The organism is Paenibacillus sp. LX16, from assembly GCF_036252815.1.
Lineage (GTDB): Bacteria > Bacillota > Bacilli > Paenibacillales > Paenibacillaceae > Paenibacillus > Paenibacillus polymyxa_B.
Window position 1 is genome coordinate 5803229 of sequence record NZ_CP141152.1, and the last position, 15627, is coordinate 5818855.

14 protein-coding genes are annotated in these 15627 nt (G+C 44.0%); 4 read left to right on the forward strand and 10 right to left on the reverse strand.

Annotated elements, in window-relative coordinates; genetic code table 11:
* Positions 1-226: 226 nt before the first annotated feature.
* From T3H97_RS26060 to T3H97_RS26075, 4 genes are all read right to left on the reverse strand, one after another.
* Entirely contained in the window at positions 227-3343 is a 3117-nt protein-coding gene (locus T3H97_RS26060; RefSeq protein WP_328801351.1) for a DEAD/DEAH box helicase, read from the reverse strand.
* Positions 3344-3582: 239 nt separating this feature from the next.
* A complete protein-coding gene (locus T3H97_RS26065) occupies positions 3583-5367 on the reverse strand; it encodes a M3 family oligoendopeptidase (protein ID WP_328801352.1) in 1785 nt (594 codons plus the stop codon).
* Between the two features lie 407 nt (positions 5368-5774).
* On the reverse strand, positions 5775-6254 hold the full coding sequence (rlmH, locus tag T3H97_RS26070; protein ID WP_328801353.1) for a 23S rRNA (pseudouridine(1915)-N(3))-methyltransferase RlmH: 480 nt from the start codon (positions 6252-6254) through the stop codon (positions 5775-5777).
* Positions 6255-6414: 160 nt separating this feature from the next.
* Positions 6415-7266 carry a DNA-binding protein gene (locus tag T3H97_RS26075; RefSeq protein WP_328801354.1) on the reverse strand — a complete coding sequence of 284 codons (852 nt, stop codon included), beginning with the start codon at positions 7264-7266 and terminating at the stop codon, positions 6415-6417.
* Between the two features lie 165 nt (positions 7267-7431).
* On the opposite strand from T3H97_RS26075, the gene T3H97_RS26080 reads away from it, so the two are divergent.
* Both T3H97_RS26080 and T3H97_RS26085 read left to right on the forward strand, forming a co-directional pair.
* Positions 7432-7779, forward strand: coding sequence for a helix-turn-helix domain-containing protein (locus T3H97_RS26080; RefSeq protein ID WP_328801355.1), 348 nt, complete (start codon positions 7432-7434; stop codon positions 7777-7779).
* 59 nt (positions 7780-7838) lie between these two features.
* Positions 7839-8183: a helix-turn-helix domain-containing protein gene (locus T3H97_RS26085; protein ID WP_328801356.1), complete on the forward strand. Its 345-nt coding sequence runs from the start codon at positions 7839-7841 to the stop codon at positions 8181-8183.
* Positions 8184-8265: 82 nt separating this feature from the next.
* On the opposite strand, the gene T3H97_RS26090 is transcribed toward T3H97_RS26085, so the two are convergent.
* From T3H97_RS26090 to T3H97_RS26105, 4 genes are all read right to left on the reverse strand, one after another.
* Positions 8266-8754: a DinB family protein gene (locus T3H97_RS26090; protein WP_328801357.1), complete on the reverse strand. Its 489-nt coding sequence runs from the start codon at positions 8752-8754 to the stop codon at positions 8266-8268.
* Between the two features lie 28 nt (positions 8755-8782).
* Positions 8783-9718 carry an AraC family transcriptional regulator gene (locus T3H97_RS26095; protein ID WP_328801358.1) on the reverse strand — a complete coding sequence of 312 codons (936 nt, stop codon included), beginning with the start codon at positions 9716-9718 and terminating at the stop codon, positions 8783-8785.
* Between the two features lie 123 nt (positions 9719-9841).
* On the reverse strand, positions 9842-10009 hold the full coding sequence (locus tag T3H97_RS26100) for a CxxH/CxxC protein (protein ID WP_013373879.1): 168 nt from the start codon (positions 10007-10009) through the stop codon (positions 9842-9844).
* A gap of 105 nt (positions 10010-10114) precedes the next feature.
* Entirely contained in the window at positions 10115-10879 is a 765-nt protein-coding gene (locus T3H97_RS26105; RefSeq protein ID WP_328801359.1) for a class I SAM-dependent methyltransferase, read from the reverse strand.
* A 214-nt stretch (positions 10880-11093) separates the two neighbouring features.
* Here T3H97_RS26105 and T3H97_RS26110 point away from each other — a divergent pair, with 214 nt between their 5' ends.
* The gene (locus T3H97_RS26110; protein ID WP_328801360.1) at positions 11094-12815 is read left to right on the forward strand and encodes a cellulase family glycosylhydrolase; all 1722 of its coding nucleotides are present in this window, start codon (positions 11094-11096) and stop codon (positions 12813-12815) included.
* A gap of 86 nt (positions 12816-12901) precedes the next feature.
* Here T3H97_RS26110 and T3H97_RS26115 read toward each other — a convergent pair whose 3' ends face one another.
* Complete coding sequence (locus T3H97_RS26115; RefSeq protein ID WP_328801361.1) at positions 12902-14137, reverse strand: S1C family serine protease; 1236 nt, start codon at positions 14135-14137, stop codon at positions 12902-12904.
* 504 nt (positions 14138-14641) lie between these two features.
* Between T3H97_RS26115 and T3H97_RS26120 the strand changes: the two genes are divergently transcribed.
* Positions 14642-14848 (forward strand): hypothetical protein, encoded by a 207-nt coding sequence (locus T3H97_RS26120; RefSeq protein ID WP_025723164.1) that lies wholly within the window; start codon positions 14642-14644, stop codon positions 14846-14848.
* Here the strand turns inward: T3H97_RS26120 and T3H97_RS26125 are convergent.
* On the reverse strand, positions 14817-15623 hold the full coding sequence (locus tag T3H97_RS26125) for an MBL fold metallo-hydrolase (RefSeq protein WP_025723163.1): 807 nt from the start codon (positions 15621-15623) through the stop codon (positions 14817-14819). The genes T3H97_RS26120 and T3H97_RS26125 overlap by 32 nt on opposite strands.
* Between the last annotated feature and the right edge of the window lie 4 nt (positions 15624-15627).

Below are 15627 nucleotides of genomic sequence, written 5' to 3' on the forward strand. Positions count from 1 at the left end.
TTCGGAGAATCATCTCGAATGCAGTCTTTACAGGCAACGAATCTACACCATTTAAATCTGCATTAGTAATGTAAAAGAAAGACGGCAGTCAACAAAAAAACCAAAGACTGCCGCTTTTTATAGTCCTGATAAATTTCGCAATTTCAAGTTTCGCCCTACTTGTGGTACGGTTCTGGGTATCATCTCGAAGGCGAAAAGAAAAGCCCTCCAACTTGGAGAACTTCGCCTAACCATCATTCCCGACCTCATTATTGTTATAGTCGTCAATAATTGACATCGTTTTATTTGCCACTTCACTACCGAGCGAGGCATACAATTTCTTATCGCCGATCACATAAAATTCTTCTTTAGCTCGCGTCGCTGCAACATTCATCATATTGGGATCAGAGACAGCCCATCTTGCTGCCCCACTGCTATCAGAGTCCGCTCCAAGAACAAAGTAGACAATTTTGGCCTCTTTCCCTTGAAAAGTATGAACAGTTCCAATATTCGTTGTTTTCCCATTTTCTCGTTTCGTGAAGTTAATTCCATCTAAAACTTGTGCAAGTTTATAAGCCACATTTCTAAATGGGGTGATAACATAGATTTCATCCGCTAAATCCGGATCTTCCTGCAAACGTTTATCAATCATTCTTTTCAATAAGTCAGCTTGTTCCTTAACAAATTTATCATTTGCTTTACCGGTTGAATCATACCATTGTGATTTCCCTTGTGCCTCATCTGCTGATTTACCTTGTACCATCAACCCCTCATACGAAATTTCATTTGAAATCGTAAACATCGGATAGTTCGAGCGTCTGTGTACCCAAAGGGGTATGCCAATCCATTCATCCTCATTTTTTTGGAAACCATACTGACTTGTGGCATCCACAATGGTTTGAGTAGACGCATCAGCAGAAACAAATTTCTCATCGACTTCATAGTGTCTTCCAATTAAGGTTAAAACATTTGAACCTAGCGTCATTACGGGTTTTATTTGTGATGGATCCCCAACGACCATAACCTTTTTACTTCTAAAAATGGCACCCACACTAGCTTGTGGCAGTGCTTGACCCGCCTCGTCTATAAACAGATTACCTATTGAATCTTCATTAAGATTTTTAAACATTCGACCAAAACTAGCAAAAGTAGTGCTGACAACGGGGATCGTGAAATTCAACCAATTCCATGATTCTGAAATTAGCTGCTGTCCATTCTCTTTTCCCAAGTATTCAGACTGATTATTCCAAATATTTATCGCGGCTTTTAAATTGCTTCTGTTTTCATACAGGAATTGCTTTCTAACTTTTAAAGCTGAAATAAATAGCTCTGATTGTAATTTACGGAATTTCACTGTAAACCATGGATTAGACTTTTGCAGCTCATCATACGATTGTGAAAAATCTGGTTCCTTAATGCCACTTTGATACTTGAGTTTTTCTAACAATACAATTTCTCGTTCCACTTTTTTAAAACCATTTTGTTGTTTGATCATCCATTGATCGAAGTTAGCTCTTGTGTCCTGAGTTTGTTTTTGGACATACTCACTTTTCGCAACATTTTCCCTTAACCTATTTTCGAGTCGCCTACGGTCATTTAACCATTTCGTTTTTTGTTTCGATAGATCATTTAAATGATCATTCGCATTATTCAGATCTTTGGAGTACTGCTCAACTTTTTCCTTTTTAAATATTTTCTGAAGCCACAAAAAACTTGGCTTTTGAGAAGTAACTACGTCATAATTCCTTTTAGCTTGAGCTTGTAAATCAATTAGGTTTTCTATCTCAACAGAAGCATCTGACCAATCCTCTTGGAGATTTTCAATTTCTTGTCCCAGTCTTTCTAGTTCACGTCTCGCTTCTTCTTCCTGTGAGATTAAATCTGTTCGTTTCTTTTTTTCTTCTTGTTCAAATGCAAACACTTCCTCTTTATGCTTGGTTTTTAATTTTCGAAGAGCATACATTTTCTCGCTATAGTCTTGCATTTTATCTCTTTCGATTTTTAATTCAGCATACAGACGGGAGAATTCTTGATATACACTTTCACATGTATTTGCTTGATCATGATCCTCTAAATCTTTTTCGATTGCTTTAATGGTTAAAAGTAACTTGTTCATGTTTGTTGACGCGCCGCCCTCTAACGAGAACACACCCCAATTTTCCTCATGTAAAAGCTCACTTTTAATCTCGCGATTCTGTCCAAAACCTTCACTGGTTAATTTAGAATTGGAAACCTCTTTAAAATAATCTGCTTCATCTAGTAGCCTTTGAAAATCGCCCGCAATCGTTTCTTTCTTTGGTAACTCCTTAACAATATTTTGGACCGCCCCATTGTTTGAACTTGCAACAACAATGTTTTTATCTGAAATGGAATGTGGTAAAACACCGGGCTTAAAATCTTTACAATAAACCAGACTCCCTTTAATCCTTTTATCAGAAAGCTGCACAATTTCCGCTGCCTGTTGTACAACTAAATCAGCAAAAATATCTTTTAACAGTGTTGTTTTCCCTGTTCCTGGCGGGCCATTGACACTACGAATATCATTTTTATCATTTAAAGCTAGATTCACCGCAACCTGCTGCATAAATGAAAGCGCGAAACCAGGATTACTTGGGAACCGCCCGAGCGGATAGAACTTAGGTTGTAAAATAGTTTTCTCGAAAATTCGGGGGTTATAATGAACGGACTCTTTATTGCCATCCAGATTGTGCCTATGTCCCGAAAAGTCATTAAAATATCGATCCAAATTTTTATTAGTGATTGTCTTTGCTTTGTTCAGATCTTCAATAAAGAACGAATGTAGATTTACATCTCCGTTATCCAGGTTTTTCACAAATGCATAGCGGAAATTTTCTACGGAAACATGATATTTATGAAAAAGCTCAGAGATGGTGGTATGAAAACCTTCTTCAAATTTGCTGTTCAAATCTTCTCTAAATACGTTTTCAACTTTCAAAAAATCTTTCGGTAATTCACCATGTTGGCGGATATAACCGCTCATTGTATAAAACAATTTGTCTGCTAGAAAATTCAATTCGTTATCAAAATAGATAGAGAAGGTGAATTTGTAAGATTTACTAACTTCCTCGTAGGTTTTAGCAATCTTGTATTTCCCCCTCAATAGTTCAACAATTTCTTGAAAATCAAAAATATTGAAATATAATACTAAGCCCGATTTCTTAAAGAACTTATCTGATACATCTTGTTGTTTTTTTTGCTTCATTAAAAAGTCTGAAAAAAACTGATTCCAATCCTCTTCCATTGTATGTATGAGCTTTAGCGATTTGTCTTTTTTATTAATAGAACCTTCGGATAACTGCTCGATCGTAATCCAAGCATTTAAAATATCTTGCCGTTTATTCATGAGTCTCCCCCCATTATCATCTGTAATTACTATTATAAAGCTCTCACCCTGTCATCTAAAGACAAAAAGAAAAGCTCCCCAACTTAGAGAGCTTACCAATGTACCATTCAATTATATAAGATTTCACTGCTTTTAACAGTGTATTGTATTCCATTCTTATTCCAGCTCTGTCTTTGAGTTAATCTTAATGACATTGTGCATGTGCAGGTTTACTAAATGCTTGTCATTTCCTGTTGTTATTATTTTTCAGAACGCCCAACGAAGCGCTGAATATCTTCCCCAATCAAGGCCAGCGCATCTCTCCAGAACTCTGGTGAACGCACATCGATACCCATTAACTGCCCGGCATCTGCAACCATGGTGGTGCTGCTGGCGGCCAGGAAGGCTTGAAATTGCTCGGCGAATCCGCCTTCACGTTTCTTATACTGCGCGAATAGCCCTTTAGAGAACAACAGCCCGAACGAATACGGGAAATTCAGAAACTCATTGCCTGTCATATAATAACCAGCCTTGCTAACCCACTGGTAGGAATGAATAGAATCGGGGTCAATACTGCTTCCATAGGCCGCAGACATGGCATCCTGCATCAGGCTGTTCAGTTCTTCCACCGTTAGCGAGCCTGATTTCCTATGCTCATAAAGCTGGCTTTCAAACAGATAACGGGCATAGAAATCAACGATATAATAACCGGCATCCGAGAGGCTCCGCTCCAGGATCGGCAAGACTTCTCCTTCCGATGCACTCAGCAGTAACTCTTGATTAATCAGACCCTCACAAAAGATCGACGCCGTCTCGGCAATCGGAATCGGATAATCTATATTGACCATAGTCTTTCCGGCAAGACAGCTGCTATGGTAGGCATGACCAATCTCATGCGCCAGTACACCAACATCCATATAGCTCCCGGTGAAGCTGGTTATAATCCGGCTCTCTTGGATTGGTGCGATATCAATGCACATGCCAAAGTTCCCTTTTCCTGCCCGTGACTCCGCATCGATCCATCTGGAGATGAACACCTTGCGGGCGAACGCACCCAGTTTTGTACTGAACGAGTTAAACCCGGCAACAATAAGCTCTTGTGCCTCCGGGTAGCTAATTTTGACGGAAGAATCCTCGCCAACCGGAGCAAAGATATCATGGAAAGGGAGCGGTCCTGCGTGGCCCAGAAGCTTTGCTTTGTGAAGATAATACTGATGAAAGGCAGGCAGGCTCTCCTTAATCGCTTGCAGCATTGCTTCCAGCGTCTCCTGATCCATACGTGAGGTCTCCAGTACTTTATGCAGCGGCGATTTGTACCCTCTTAGCTCATAGATTCCTATCGCCTCTCCACACACCGCATTAAGACAAGCTGCACTCTGTTCGGCAACACTGCGGCAAGCCTTGGCTTCCGCTTCATATGCAGCCTGCCTAACCTGAGAATCATGGTCGTACACCAGATTGCGCAGCTCCGTCAAAGACAGCTGATGCGCTGCCCCTTTCATCTCCACCTCTACACGCAAGGTAGACTGTATCTTCATGTACAGCCTCTCCCACGCTTTGGCGCCGGTAAGCTGCATCCGGGCAATGACCGCCTCAGCTTCTTCACTGAGCAAATACCTTGACTGCTGCTGCAGCTGACGCAAATAAAAAGCATGCCGACCCACATACTCACCCGATCCAATAATAGTATCAAGCTCTTCCTCACTCATGCTTGCCAGCCATTTGCTGAAACTTGCTAGAGCTTCTTCGGAACCCGCGGCCATTTCTTCCAATACATCCATCTGATTTGCAGCTTCTGTATTCCCGTTGTCAATGCTGAATACCAGTTCTGCATAGCTGAATAAGCACAGATACACGCTCCTGAATGCATTATATTGCCTAAGAAAATCTTCCGTTAGAATCGCAGCCTTCTCTTGAGTGTGTAAATGAAGCTTTGCCCTCGCACCAAGTTCATCTGCAAGCTCTGCTGCATGTTTATAATCCTTTTGATATTTCTCCGACTGGAATGAGGAATACAGACTCTCCAAGTCCCATGTTAAGTTCATCGCCGTTAATCTCCTTATCGTAAACACAAGCGATGCTATACGTATCCCGGCAACCGGCCATATCGGACGTATAGCAGGCTGCGTTATATCTTATTGGGATAATTCGAATATTGTATTCTGCGGCTAAGACTTACATGTTTCCACCTCTTCCGGTACTATGTTAAGCAAAGTTAATGTCAAGTATAACACGCCCACTTATTCCCTAATATGTGATAAGTCGCTGACCAATCTTCTTCTTCACTCACACCAAAAAGCCCCGCATCCGCAGGACTCGCCTCATTTTATATTATTCATACCCTACAGATTGGTATCTACCTGTTTTCAGGCGAATGTACTCGCTGTATCTCAAGGTCATCCCTCCATATGTATCATTGATAAAGTCTAAATAGAGTAGAGTAAATTTCGCCCTACTTGTGATACGGTTCCCCTCGATTAATCTTCACCGCCCGATAAATCTGTTCCACCAGCACCAACCTCATCAGCTGATGTGGCAAGGTCATCCTTCCGAAGCTCAGCTTCTGCTGGGCACGGCGGAGGACTTCGTCAGAAAGGCCGTGACTGCCGCCAATGACGAAGACAACATGGCTTGTGCCGTAGGTGCCGAGCTTGTCCAATTCCTCTGCGAGTTCTTCCGAGCTCCACAGTTTGCCGTCGATGGCGAGTACAATGACGTGTGCTTCGCTTTTCACATGAGCAAGGATGCGCTCTCCCTCTCGCTCCTTGACCTGTCGAACCTCCGCCTCGCTCAGTGTATCAGGAGCCTTTTCATCGGTTACTTCGATCATTTGAAACTTAATGTACGGGCCCAGCCGTTTAGCGTATTCCTGAATGCCCATGACCAAATACTTCTCTTTTAACTTTCCCACACCTATAAGTTGAATAAACAAATTTCGTACCCCTATCTATGTCGAATGATAATGTAAAATCGCATTTACGATCCCAAACATGAAAGATACCTTTAACATAGTTATTTTAGCACCTGAAACGTCTCTTACCTATCTATTTCCTCTCCACTACCAGCCTATTCCCTGTTCAGATGATAACGGATCATTCATTTACGCTCTTCACAATGAAATGCCTATCCGTTTCGTATTCATCAAGACACTGCATTAGTAGCTGCCGATATTCGCTGATTTGTTCCGCAGTCGCTGACTCGCGCAGGGACTCAAATAATGCTGTACATTTCTTAAATTGATCATCGTTACCCGACTGGTCAGCTAGTTGCATCGCCTGTAAATTAAGCCCCACTGCATCCTGTAATCTATCGTACTTCCGATAGTATAAAGCCAAATGATAGCAGTAGCTATAATAGTAAGATACATTCTCTGCGTCTTCATAACTCTCGAATTCATCAATCTGCTCTGCAAACGTATGTAAAATATTTGCCACATCCAAATGATACATAAGCGCTGCCTGTAATATGGTATTTAGCCCCGGTAATATTTCCTCTAGATTATCCTGCAAAAAGGCTACGTATTCCTCGATCAGCTCTATATTTCCAGACAAAATTTCTACTGCATATAAATTAGTTTTGGCTAAAAACCTGAACTCCTCGACAACCTGATTATCTTCTTTCTTTAGATCCTCCATCCACCCCAGCTCAGCATACTTATAGATGCACTCCCTTGCCTGCTCATATGCACCCTGGTTCTGGTGAGCCATTCCACACATCAGGTGACTGAGCCCAAAATAATATACCAACGGACGTTCTAAATTGACATGCGGAATGGGTAATTTCATTGCTTTATGATACTGCCGTTCTTCGTAGATGCGCTGTACACATTGGTACAAAATATCCGCCGTCTCCATTACCTTTTTCCAATTTTCAAAAGCCCCAGCCATCTCTAACATTTCAACAATGATGTCCGGTTTGAGTGATTTCAGGATAGAAGTTCTCAAGAGTAGCCCCTCCTTATATTTCCATTCATAACCAATTGTATAGAAAGTGAAAAAGGAGGTCAATATAAATAGTACTTAAAAGTACAGTTTTATATGTGTTTATTTTGCATAAGATGGTCTGTAACGATATTCTCTCCTCTTCTAACCTTAAGTGGAGGTGATTACATGAGTTTACCAGAAAGTGTCGGAAACCGAATACGGGAGCTAAGAAAAGCTAAAGGATGGACACAGGAACAACTGGCAGAAGCAGCAGAACTTCATTACAGTTACATTGGTGGAGTAGAACGTGGAGATCGAAATATTTCATTGGAGACGTTGGAAAAAATAATTCTAGCATTAAACGTTCCAGCCTTTGAACTTTTTCAATTCGATGAAAATACGGATCGAAAACAGATCATAAATGAACTTATGTTACTCATAAATTCAAGAGAAACAACAGAGCTCGAAATTCTTACTACTATAACAAAAAATATTGTTGCTTTAGTTGAGTTACAACAAAAAAGAATTGAATAATTCTTTTCTACCTGACTTTTACACTTCATCTTCCATAAGCTTGTTATGAGGTGGTTAATATGACAAAATTACGGAATTCGGTTGGAGAAAGAATTAGAACGATTCGGAAGGCTAAGGGACTAACACAGCAACAACTTGCGGAACTTTCAGGATTAGATGATGCATATATCGGATCGGTAGAGCGTGGCGAAAGAAACTTTTCGATTGATACCTTGGAGAAAGTGTTAACCGCCTTAAACGTGACTATCAGTGAATTAATGTTTTCCAAAGAACATATGGCTAAAGACGAAACGATTCGGCAAGAGGCGGTAGATGAATTTGTTGCGTTGACCAGCAGATTGAATGAGGAGCAAATCAGCATTCTCAGACGCGTTAGTAAAGAAGTTTCACGCGCGTTCGAGTAAGCCATACCACCCTAAAAAAGCCTTGAATAAAACCAAAAAAGAGCACCGCACAGGTGCCCTCCATAAATCTTCACAAAAATACTCAAGCGTACAACATAAAAAAGTTCACTTCATGCCCCAGTTGCTTCAGATAATTATAAATCTGCGAACGGTGATGGAACACATGGGTCACGGTCTCAATCTGCCATTGAACCTGCAAATGTCCATGCTCCATATAGAAAGCTTTCGTCGAACGATTCAGATAATCTTCCTCGCTAAGCGAAAGAATGTAAGCCTTATAAGCCTCAAAATTCTGTCTGAAAGTTGTAGCCAAGCGCTCGGGATCTTCCACCCCGGACAGGCTGGTTTCAATGCTTCCCACTTCACTCTCAGACTTCTCCTGCATTATCGCAAGATCCGAAGCAGGAATAAGCACAAAGTGATGTACTAACTCTAGTAGTGAGCGGAAATTTTCTTGCGGACGAAAGTCCCAATCCTCTGGACGTATTTTACGGATCAAGGCTTCCCCCGTCCGTACTCCAGTCTCCAGCTCATTTAGCAGATGATCACGAACTTGCAGCGTTCCACTCATATTCTCATCTCTCCTTTGCCATTCTTATTCATATTTTGAGTATAGCCGAAGCCTCTGGGCGTGTATTGTAAAAATCGGACAACTTCCGTAAATCCTTAGCCGCGGTAAGCGGAGAATCTCCATAAAACCTGCGAAAATCGCGGATTAAATGCGCCTGATCGAAAAAGCTATGCTTCAATGCCATCTCCGTCCAATCCAGACCCCCGCCGCCTTTGATACTGTGCAGAACGCTCTGGAAGCGGACGACTTCACTGAACTTTTTGGGGCTGATTCCGATCCATTGTCCAAACTTACGATTGATCTGCCTTTCACTGATCGCCTCACGCTCCGCAAGCTCCTTAACCCCCACACTCCCACCGCTCACAAAGATGCTATGCAGCAGGTTTTTCATTAGGTCACAATCGTTCGTGTATTGGCGCAGCAGAAGCTGGTTAAGATACTCATCCATTATGTGCACCCGTTCATTGAAATTCTGTGCTTCCAAAATACGCTCACCTATGACGGCGATGCTTTCGGGCCAGAGATCTTCCAAGCGATAATTACCGCCTGTAAACAAGTGAGTCGGCATCCCGTGAAAATAATGTGCCCCGCCCGGAAAAAATCGAACGGCAAAAATACGTGTCTCGGACCCTGCTTGTCTGGTAGACACGAACGGATTCGTAAATGTCCCGCAGTATGAGAGTTCCTGACGCTTACTCACCGAGTCGTATTCTAATAGAATATCCGTACAGCCGTCAGGTAATACCCGCTCCATGGTTTCTTCCTCTGGCAGGCTTAACGAAGCAGTGTCTTCGCACGAAGCTGCTAGATTCTCTTCTACTACCCTATTAGCCGGACCGGACTCCCAATAACAGGCCACGTAAGCTTTCAGCGCAGCAGACGGCTTTTGTTCGATATAATACGTGGACAGATCACTTCCATTGACTTGAAGCGGACGAAATAGTGAATGCAGCAAAGGGTCCATCTATCGTTCACTCCTGTCTCAGCACGTGGTGGGAATAAATATAGCTCTATGTATGGGGTATTTTTGCAATAAATTCTAATATACAAAAAGGACGTTTCTGCCCGAAACGCCCGTGCTTGTTTTTTAGACGACCAAAAACTCGGCTTTCTTCTCACATTCCTTGCACTTCACTGGAGGGTCCCAATCCGAAAATTTCGTTTCCTTGAGATCGACGACATCCGGTGCATCCTCGTATTCATCGACGAACATATCAATTGCCAGTTCCACATGCTCTTTACATACCACGTACATTCCAGTTGCATCCCTTTCCGTTTGAAGCTCTCCGTGTTGTTGGTGTGTCAAAACTGCCTTCTTTTGTTCTACCACACTTGACGCGGAAAGGAAAGGGCTTGCCCACTATCCCTGACGTTTGGTCTTAAAAATGAGAAAATTACTGACATTCAGGTCCTCGTGAAAATGGGGATATTTCTCCAACATTTCGGCAGACGGCTTGGGTTCGATCATCCCTTCCAACAGCAAACCCGCCTCAACAATGGTCTGTACATAGCTGCCCAGCGTACGGTGAAAGTACAAAAACTTTTCTTCCTGATCATAAGGGATCGCTTGCTCCAGTGGGCCTTCGTTGAAATATTGATCCACTTTCCAATACAGCTTTTTCCCTGTCTCATCCTTCACCCATCCACTCTGCGGCGTCAGAAAGCACGGATGCAGAATAGAAAAAATAAAGTTACCTCCCGGAACTAATAACCGCCGCATTTCGGCAATCGCCCGCTCATAATGAGCCAAGTCCTGAATGACCATATTGGACACAATCAGATCAAAGCTCTGGTCCCCGAACATCTCCAGCTTTTCCAGATTGCCGTGGTGATATGTAATTCCCAACGCTGACGGCGTTCGCTCTTTGGCTAGCCTCAGCATCTCTGTCGAGTAATCGACAGCCTCTACCCAAGCACCCGCCCTGGCCATTTTCCGGCTTAGATAGCCTTCGCCACAGCCGGCATCCAGCACTTTTTTGCCCTCAAGGGGTTCCATACAAGCTTGCAATGCCGGATTCAGCAGGACTTCGCGAGACCGATCCCCTTCCTCCGTGTACTTGGCGGTAAAGTTTTCTGCATGCATATCCCAGCGTCGAATGGCCTCTTCCGTGTCCCACTTATTCATATTCATCTCCTTCTTTCTTTTGTAATTGAGGAATTGGTAGGGCCATAGATTCTACACTCATTTCTATATTTTTTCAATAATAACGCTTACAAATTTAAAATATCTAATAAACACATGATTTTTACATGAATTATACAGGTATTCCATATTCAAATAATATGGTAGTGTTTTATTAGAAAGCGCTTTCAAAAATAACTTTGTAAAGGGGCCTGTTATGTTAAAACGAAGACCCGTTTCATTGCTGTCGTTGACGCTTGCCATTACCCTGTTGTTATCTACATTCGCATCCGTTGCCGCTGCTGCCGAATCTGACGGACAAGCACCGCAAGTTGCGGCTGCGAGCAGCATGCAATCGTATGTGGAAGCCATGCAGCCTGGATGGAATTTAGGGAATTCTCTGGATGCTGTCGGGGCGGATGAGACAGCCTGGGGCAATCCGCGTATTACCCAGGCGTTGATCCAGCAAATTGCTGCCCAGGGATACAAAAGCATACGCATCCCGGTCACCTGGGATAAACACATTGGAGCAGCACCGAACTATACCGTTGAGTCTGCCTACATGAACCGTGTGGAAGAGGTTGTTCGTTGGGCGCTGGATGCCAATCTGTACGTCATGATCAATGTGCATCATGATTCATGGACGTGGGTAAGCAGTATGGAGCCCAAACATGATGAGGTGCTGGCTCGCTATAACGCATTATGGACACAAATTGCCCAGCGCTTTAAAGATCAGCCTAACAAGCTGATGTTCGAAAGCATTAACGAACCCCGTTTCTCCGAAGGGGGGACTACGGATGAAACGAAAATGAATCAGATGCTCCAAGAACTGAATGTATCCTTCCACAAAATTGTCCGCGCCTCTGGCGGTAAAAATGCCACTCGTCCCCTTGTTCTGCCTGGCTTGGATACCGCACCTACTCAGGCCAAAATCAACGAGCTGTACAATACGATAACCAAGCTGAACGATCCCAACCTGATTGCAACCGTCCACTATTATGGCTTCTGGCCTTTCAGTGTAAATATTGCCGGCCATACTACTTTTGATACAGATACCAAAAACGATATTATCCAAACCTTTGATAACGTCTATAACACCTTTGTAGCCAAAGGTATTCCGGTCATTGTCGGTGAATTCGGTCTGCTCGGCTTCGATAAAAATACAGGCGTTATTGAACAAGGCGAAAAGCTGAAATTCTTCGAGTTTTTGACCTATTATATGAAAGAGAAGAAAATAACAGGCATACTTTGGGATAACGGCCAGCATTTTAACCGCACAACGTACAAATGGTCTGATCCTGAACTCTTTAATGTCATTAAGTCCAGCCTAAAAGGGCGTTCCTCTAATGCAGCCAGTGACCTCATTCACTTGAAGAAAGGCACCTCTGCTCAGGACGCCAAGGTCATTTTAAACCTGAACGGCAATCAGCTGAAAACACTCAGTGTGAGCAGCAAGCAACTGAAACAGGGCACTGACTATACGCTGAGCGGAGACACATTAACCTTCAAAGCCAGCTTACTCACCAGCCTGACCACTTCCGGTAAATATGGGGAGAATGCCGTCATTACCGCTAAGTTTAACAAGGGGGCAGACTGGAATTTCAAAGTAGTCGTGTATGATACTCCAAAATTAAGTGCTGTCGAAGGGACTACACAAGCCTTTACCATTCCAACGGACTTCCGTGGTAGCCAGCTTGCCACGATGGAAGCCGTTTATACGAATGGTGGCAATGCCGGTCCACAGGATTGGACACCGTATAAAGAGTTTGGCAATACCTTTGCCCCTGCCTATGATGCCAACGGTATCAAGCTGTTACCTGAATTTTTTAATAGTGTAAAAGATGGCGAAGTCACGCTGAAGTTCCACTTCTGGAGTGGCGATGTGGTGACATACAAGATCACCAAGAGCGGAAACCGTGTGACGGGAACGACATCTTAATCTAAGACGCAGCAGAAGATCAAAAAAAGGCGTTCCCGGGAATAAGCCGGAGAGCGCCTTTTTATAGTTAAACCTATAATCATACCTTAGCCTTCCGGCTTATCTGTTAATTTTAACGTCACCGTTTCTTCCTTGCCTGCCCGGTAAAAAGTAACTTTCAGCTCATCGCCAATCTTCTTGTTATCGTACAAGTAGCGACGCAAATCAAGCGTAGAGTTAATCGGTTCGCTATCAAACGCTGTAATGACATCGTTCAGCTTCAAGCCAGCCTCTTTGGCAGGACCGTGGGCTTCCAGAACGACTGCTCCATTCTTCACGCTGTCCGGCAGCTTGAGCTCCTTGCGCTGAGTTTCATCCAGCGGTGCATATTCATTATTGAGATCGACCGTGTATACCCCCAGATAAGGGCGGGTGATCTTGCCGTCCTCAACCAGTTCATCCACCGTCTTCATCACCTCATTGGCGGGAATGGCAAAGCCAAGTCCCTCAACACCTGTATCAGCGATTTTCATCGTATTGATGCCAATCACACGTCCGTCGAGATCAACCAGCGCGCCGCCGCTGTTTCCCTCATTAATCGCCGCATCGGTCTGGATGACATGCTGCTCCCAGTCATATACGCCATCCTGGTTAATGGAAATCGGAATGATGCGATTCGTATAACTCACAATACCGGAGGTAAGCGTGTCTCCCAAGCCAAGCGGGTTGCCAATAGCAATGACCGTTTCACCCAGACGAAGTTTACTGGAGTCGCCGATATCCGCTACCGTGCTAATACCTTTATCGTCAACTGCCAGTACTGCGATGTCACTAATGCGATCCTTGCCGATCAGCTTTGCCTCTTTTCTGACACCGTCTACCGTTACAATATCCAGATCATCCGATCCTTCGACCACATGGTTATTTGTCATAATGAAGGCTTTGCCCGAACTCACTCGGAAAATGACACCCGATCCAAGCGCGGATTGTTCCGTGCTTTTACCATCTTCCTCTTTCAGATTCACGATGCTGACGACGGCTGGGCGCACCTTGGCTGCCGCCTGCACAATCCGGTCATACGGATCACCCGCTGCTTGCCGCAAGGGATAGTGACTGGCTCCGGTTACCGCTGTAGTGGAGGGCAGACCTGTAATAAAGCTGAACAGAAGCACAGCAACCACTGCACTGACTGCACCGCTAATGACAGCAGCTTGCACCGGACTTACTCCACGCTTCCTGTGTGGCCAACGTCCCCGTCCTCCACGGCGCGCCTTAAATGCCATTTTTTTAGCCGCACGTGTGGATACCTTTGTTGAATAAAAATCGTCCTCAAACAAGCCCATGCTAATCCTCTCCCCTTCGTTGTCATGCACCGACACTCACTAAAAAATTAGGGCTATTCGGGCTTGCGCCAACCTATGCTACAGAGAACCTGCTCCGTTGAACATCTCAAATGGATTGAATATCCCTTATCATCGGAATCCAGCAACCAATCGTTCCGGCCTACTTATTAATCACCACAAATGATGCCTTCCTAAGCAACCGAATCTCATAAATTAGCATACACGCCGAATCTGACCCCGAATAGAGGAAAAAAGAGGAATGATTTCCAAACCAATGGACTACAATAGTAACAAGTCTTCTATTCTATTACAAAATGATCGTCTCATAGAGACGTTCTGGCCTGTTCCCGTCCGCTTAAAGACTGCCTATACTTTCGATGAGAGCCTTCCTTCAGAAAGCTTTCTGTTGTTAGCTTTATTGTATCACAGCACCCAGCAAAACCACAGGCAGAACCAAGCTCATTGCACGCCATTTCTAAAATATTTTTACAGGAGGAATATATGATGAATTCACATCGTTCGGCTATGGATGAAGTTCGCATGGCTGCCAAGCTTGCGGATTTGAAAGACGAGCATTACCGCAATACATTGGCGCTAAGTACATTGATTGAACTACTGGTGGACAAAGGCGTAGTGACCCGTGAAGAGGTAGAACGCAAAGCCGCCGAGCTGGACAGCTTTATGGCTCACTTACCTTATCCCAAGGTGTAGGACGATCATAGTACGTATCACACAATCGAAACTCACTGTCCTTGTAAAAACAGCCGCGGTCTTCCATCGCCCCACGTACAGTCAACTTCGCAAGTTCCATCATATTGTGGTCGCGGCTCAAATGTGCCAAATACGTTCGCTTCGTACGACCTGTCAGCAGCTCGCTAAGAATCGCGCCCGCCATCTCATTAGATAAGTGACCGATATCGCTGAGAATACGGCGCTTGATGTTCCACGGATAACGACCCATACGCAGCATTTCCACATCATGATTAGACTCCAGCACCAATACATCCGCGTCTGATATCGCCTGTTTCACTTTGTCGCTGACATAGCCAAGATCGGTTGCTACACTGAGCTTCTCCGCCCCATCATAAAAGCTATATCCTACAGGCTCAGCCGCATCATGGGATATGCCAAAAGACTCCACGCGTAATGACTCAAATTCCCGCGTTGCGCCTGTCTCCAATATTCTGCGGTTATCTTCTGCAATTTGCCCAACAGCATTACTGATGGCAAACCATGTCTTCTCGTTAGCATATATAGGTAAATTATATTTACGCGCCATGGCGCCTAGTCCTTTAACATGATCGGAATGCTCATGCGTGACCAAAATACCATCCAACTCTTCTCCGCTCAGATCGCGTTCTTTCAGCAATTCGTCAATACGCTTCGCGCTGAGACCTGCGTCGATGAGCAATGTCGTGTCTTCGTTCCGCACAACGGTAGCGTTGCCGGTCGAACCGCTCGACAGCACGGTAAATGAAATCCCCATATCT

Excerpts from the sequence above, each read along its gene's own strand:
- T3H97_RS26060 (WP_328801351.1), bottom strand. The coding sequence starts at position 3,343 with ATGAATAAACGGCAAGATATTTTAAATGCTTGGATTACGATCGAGCAG.
- T3H97_RS26065 (WP_328801352.1), bottom strand. The coding sequence starts at position 5,367 with ATGAACTTAACATGGGACTTGGAGAGTCTGTATTCCTCATTCCAGTCG.
- T3H97_RS26080 (WP_328801355.1), top strand. The coding sequence starts at position 7,432 with ATGAGTTTACCAGAAAGTGTCGGAAACCGAATACGGGAGCTAAGAAAA.
- T3H97_RS26085 (WP_328801356.1), top strand. The coding sequence starts at position 7,839 with ATGACAAAATTACGGAATTCGGTTGGAGAAAGAATTAGAACGATTCGG.
- T3H97_RS26090 (WP_328801357.1), bottom strand. The coding sequence starts at position 8,754 with ATGAGTGGAACGCTGCAAGTTCGTGATCATCTGCTAAATGAGCTGGAG.
- T3H97_RS26095 (WP_328801358.1), bottom strand. The coding sequence starts at position 9,718 with ATGGACCCTTTGCTGCATTCACTATTTCGTCCGCTTCAAGTCAATGGA.
- T3H97_RS26100 (WP_013373879.1), bottom strand. The coding sequence starts at position 10,009 with ATGTACGTGGTATGTAAAGAGCATGTGGAACTGGCAATTGATATGTTC.
- T3H97_RS26105 (WP_328801359.1), bottom strand. The coding sequence starts at position 10,879 with ATGAATAAGTGGGACACGGAAGAGGCCATTCGACGCTGGGATATGCAT.
- T3H97_RS26110 (WP_328801360.1), top strand. The coding sequence starts at position 11,094 with ATGTTAAAACGAAGACCCGTTTCATTGCTGTCGTTGACGCTTGCCATT.
- T3H97_RS26115 (WP_328801361.1), bottom strand. The coding sequence starts at position 14,137 with ATGGGCTTGTTTGAGGACGATTTTTATTCAACAAAGGTATCCACACGT.
- T3H97_RS26120 (WP_025723164.1), top strand. The coding sequence starts at position 14,642 with ATGAATTCACATCGTTCGGCTATGGATGAAGTTCGCATGGCTGCCAAG.
- T3H97_RS26125 (WP_025723163.1), bottom strand. The coding sequence starts at position 15,623 with ATGGGGATTTCATTTACCGTGCTGTCGAGCGGTTCGACCGGCAACGCT.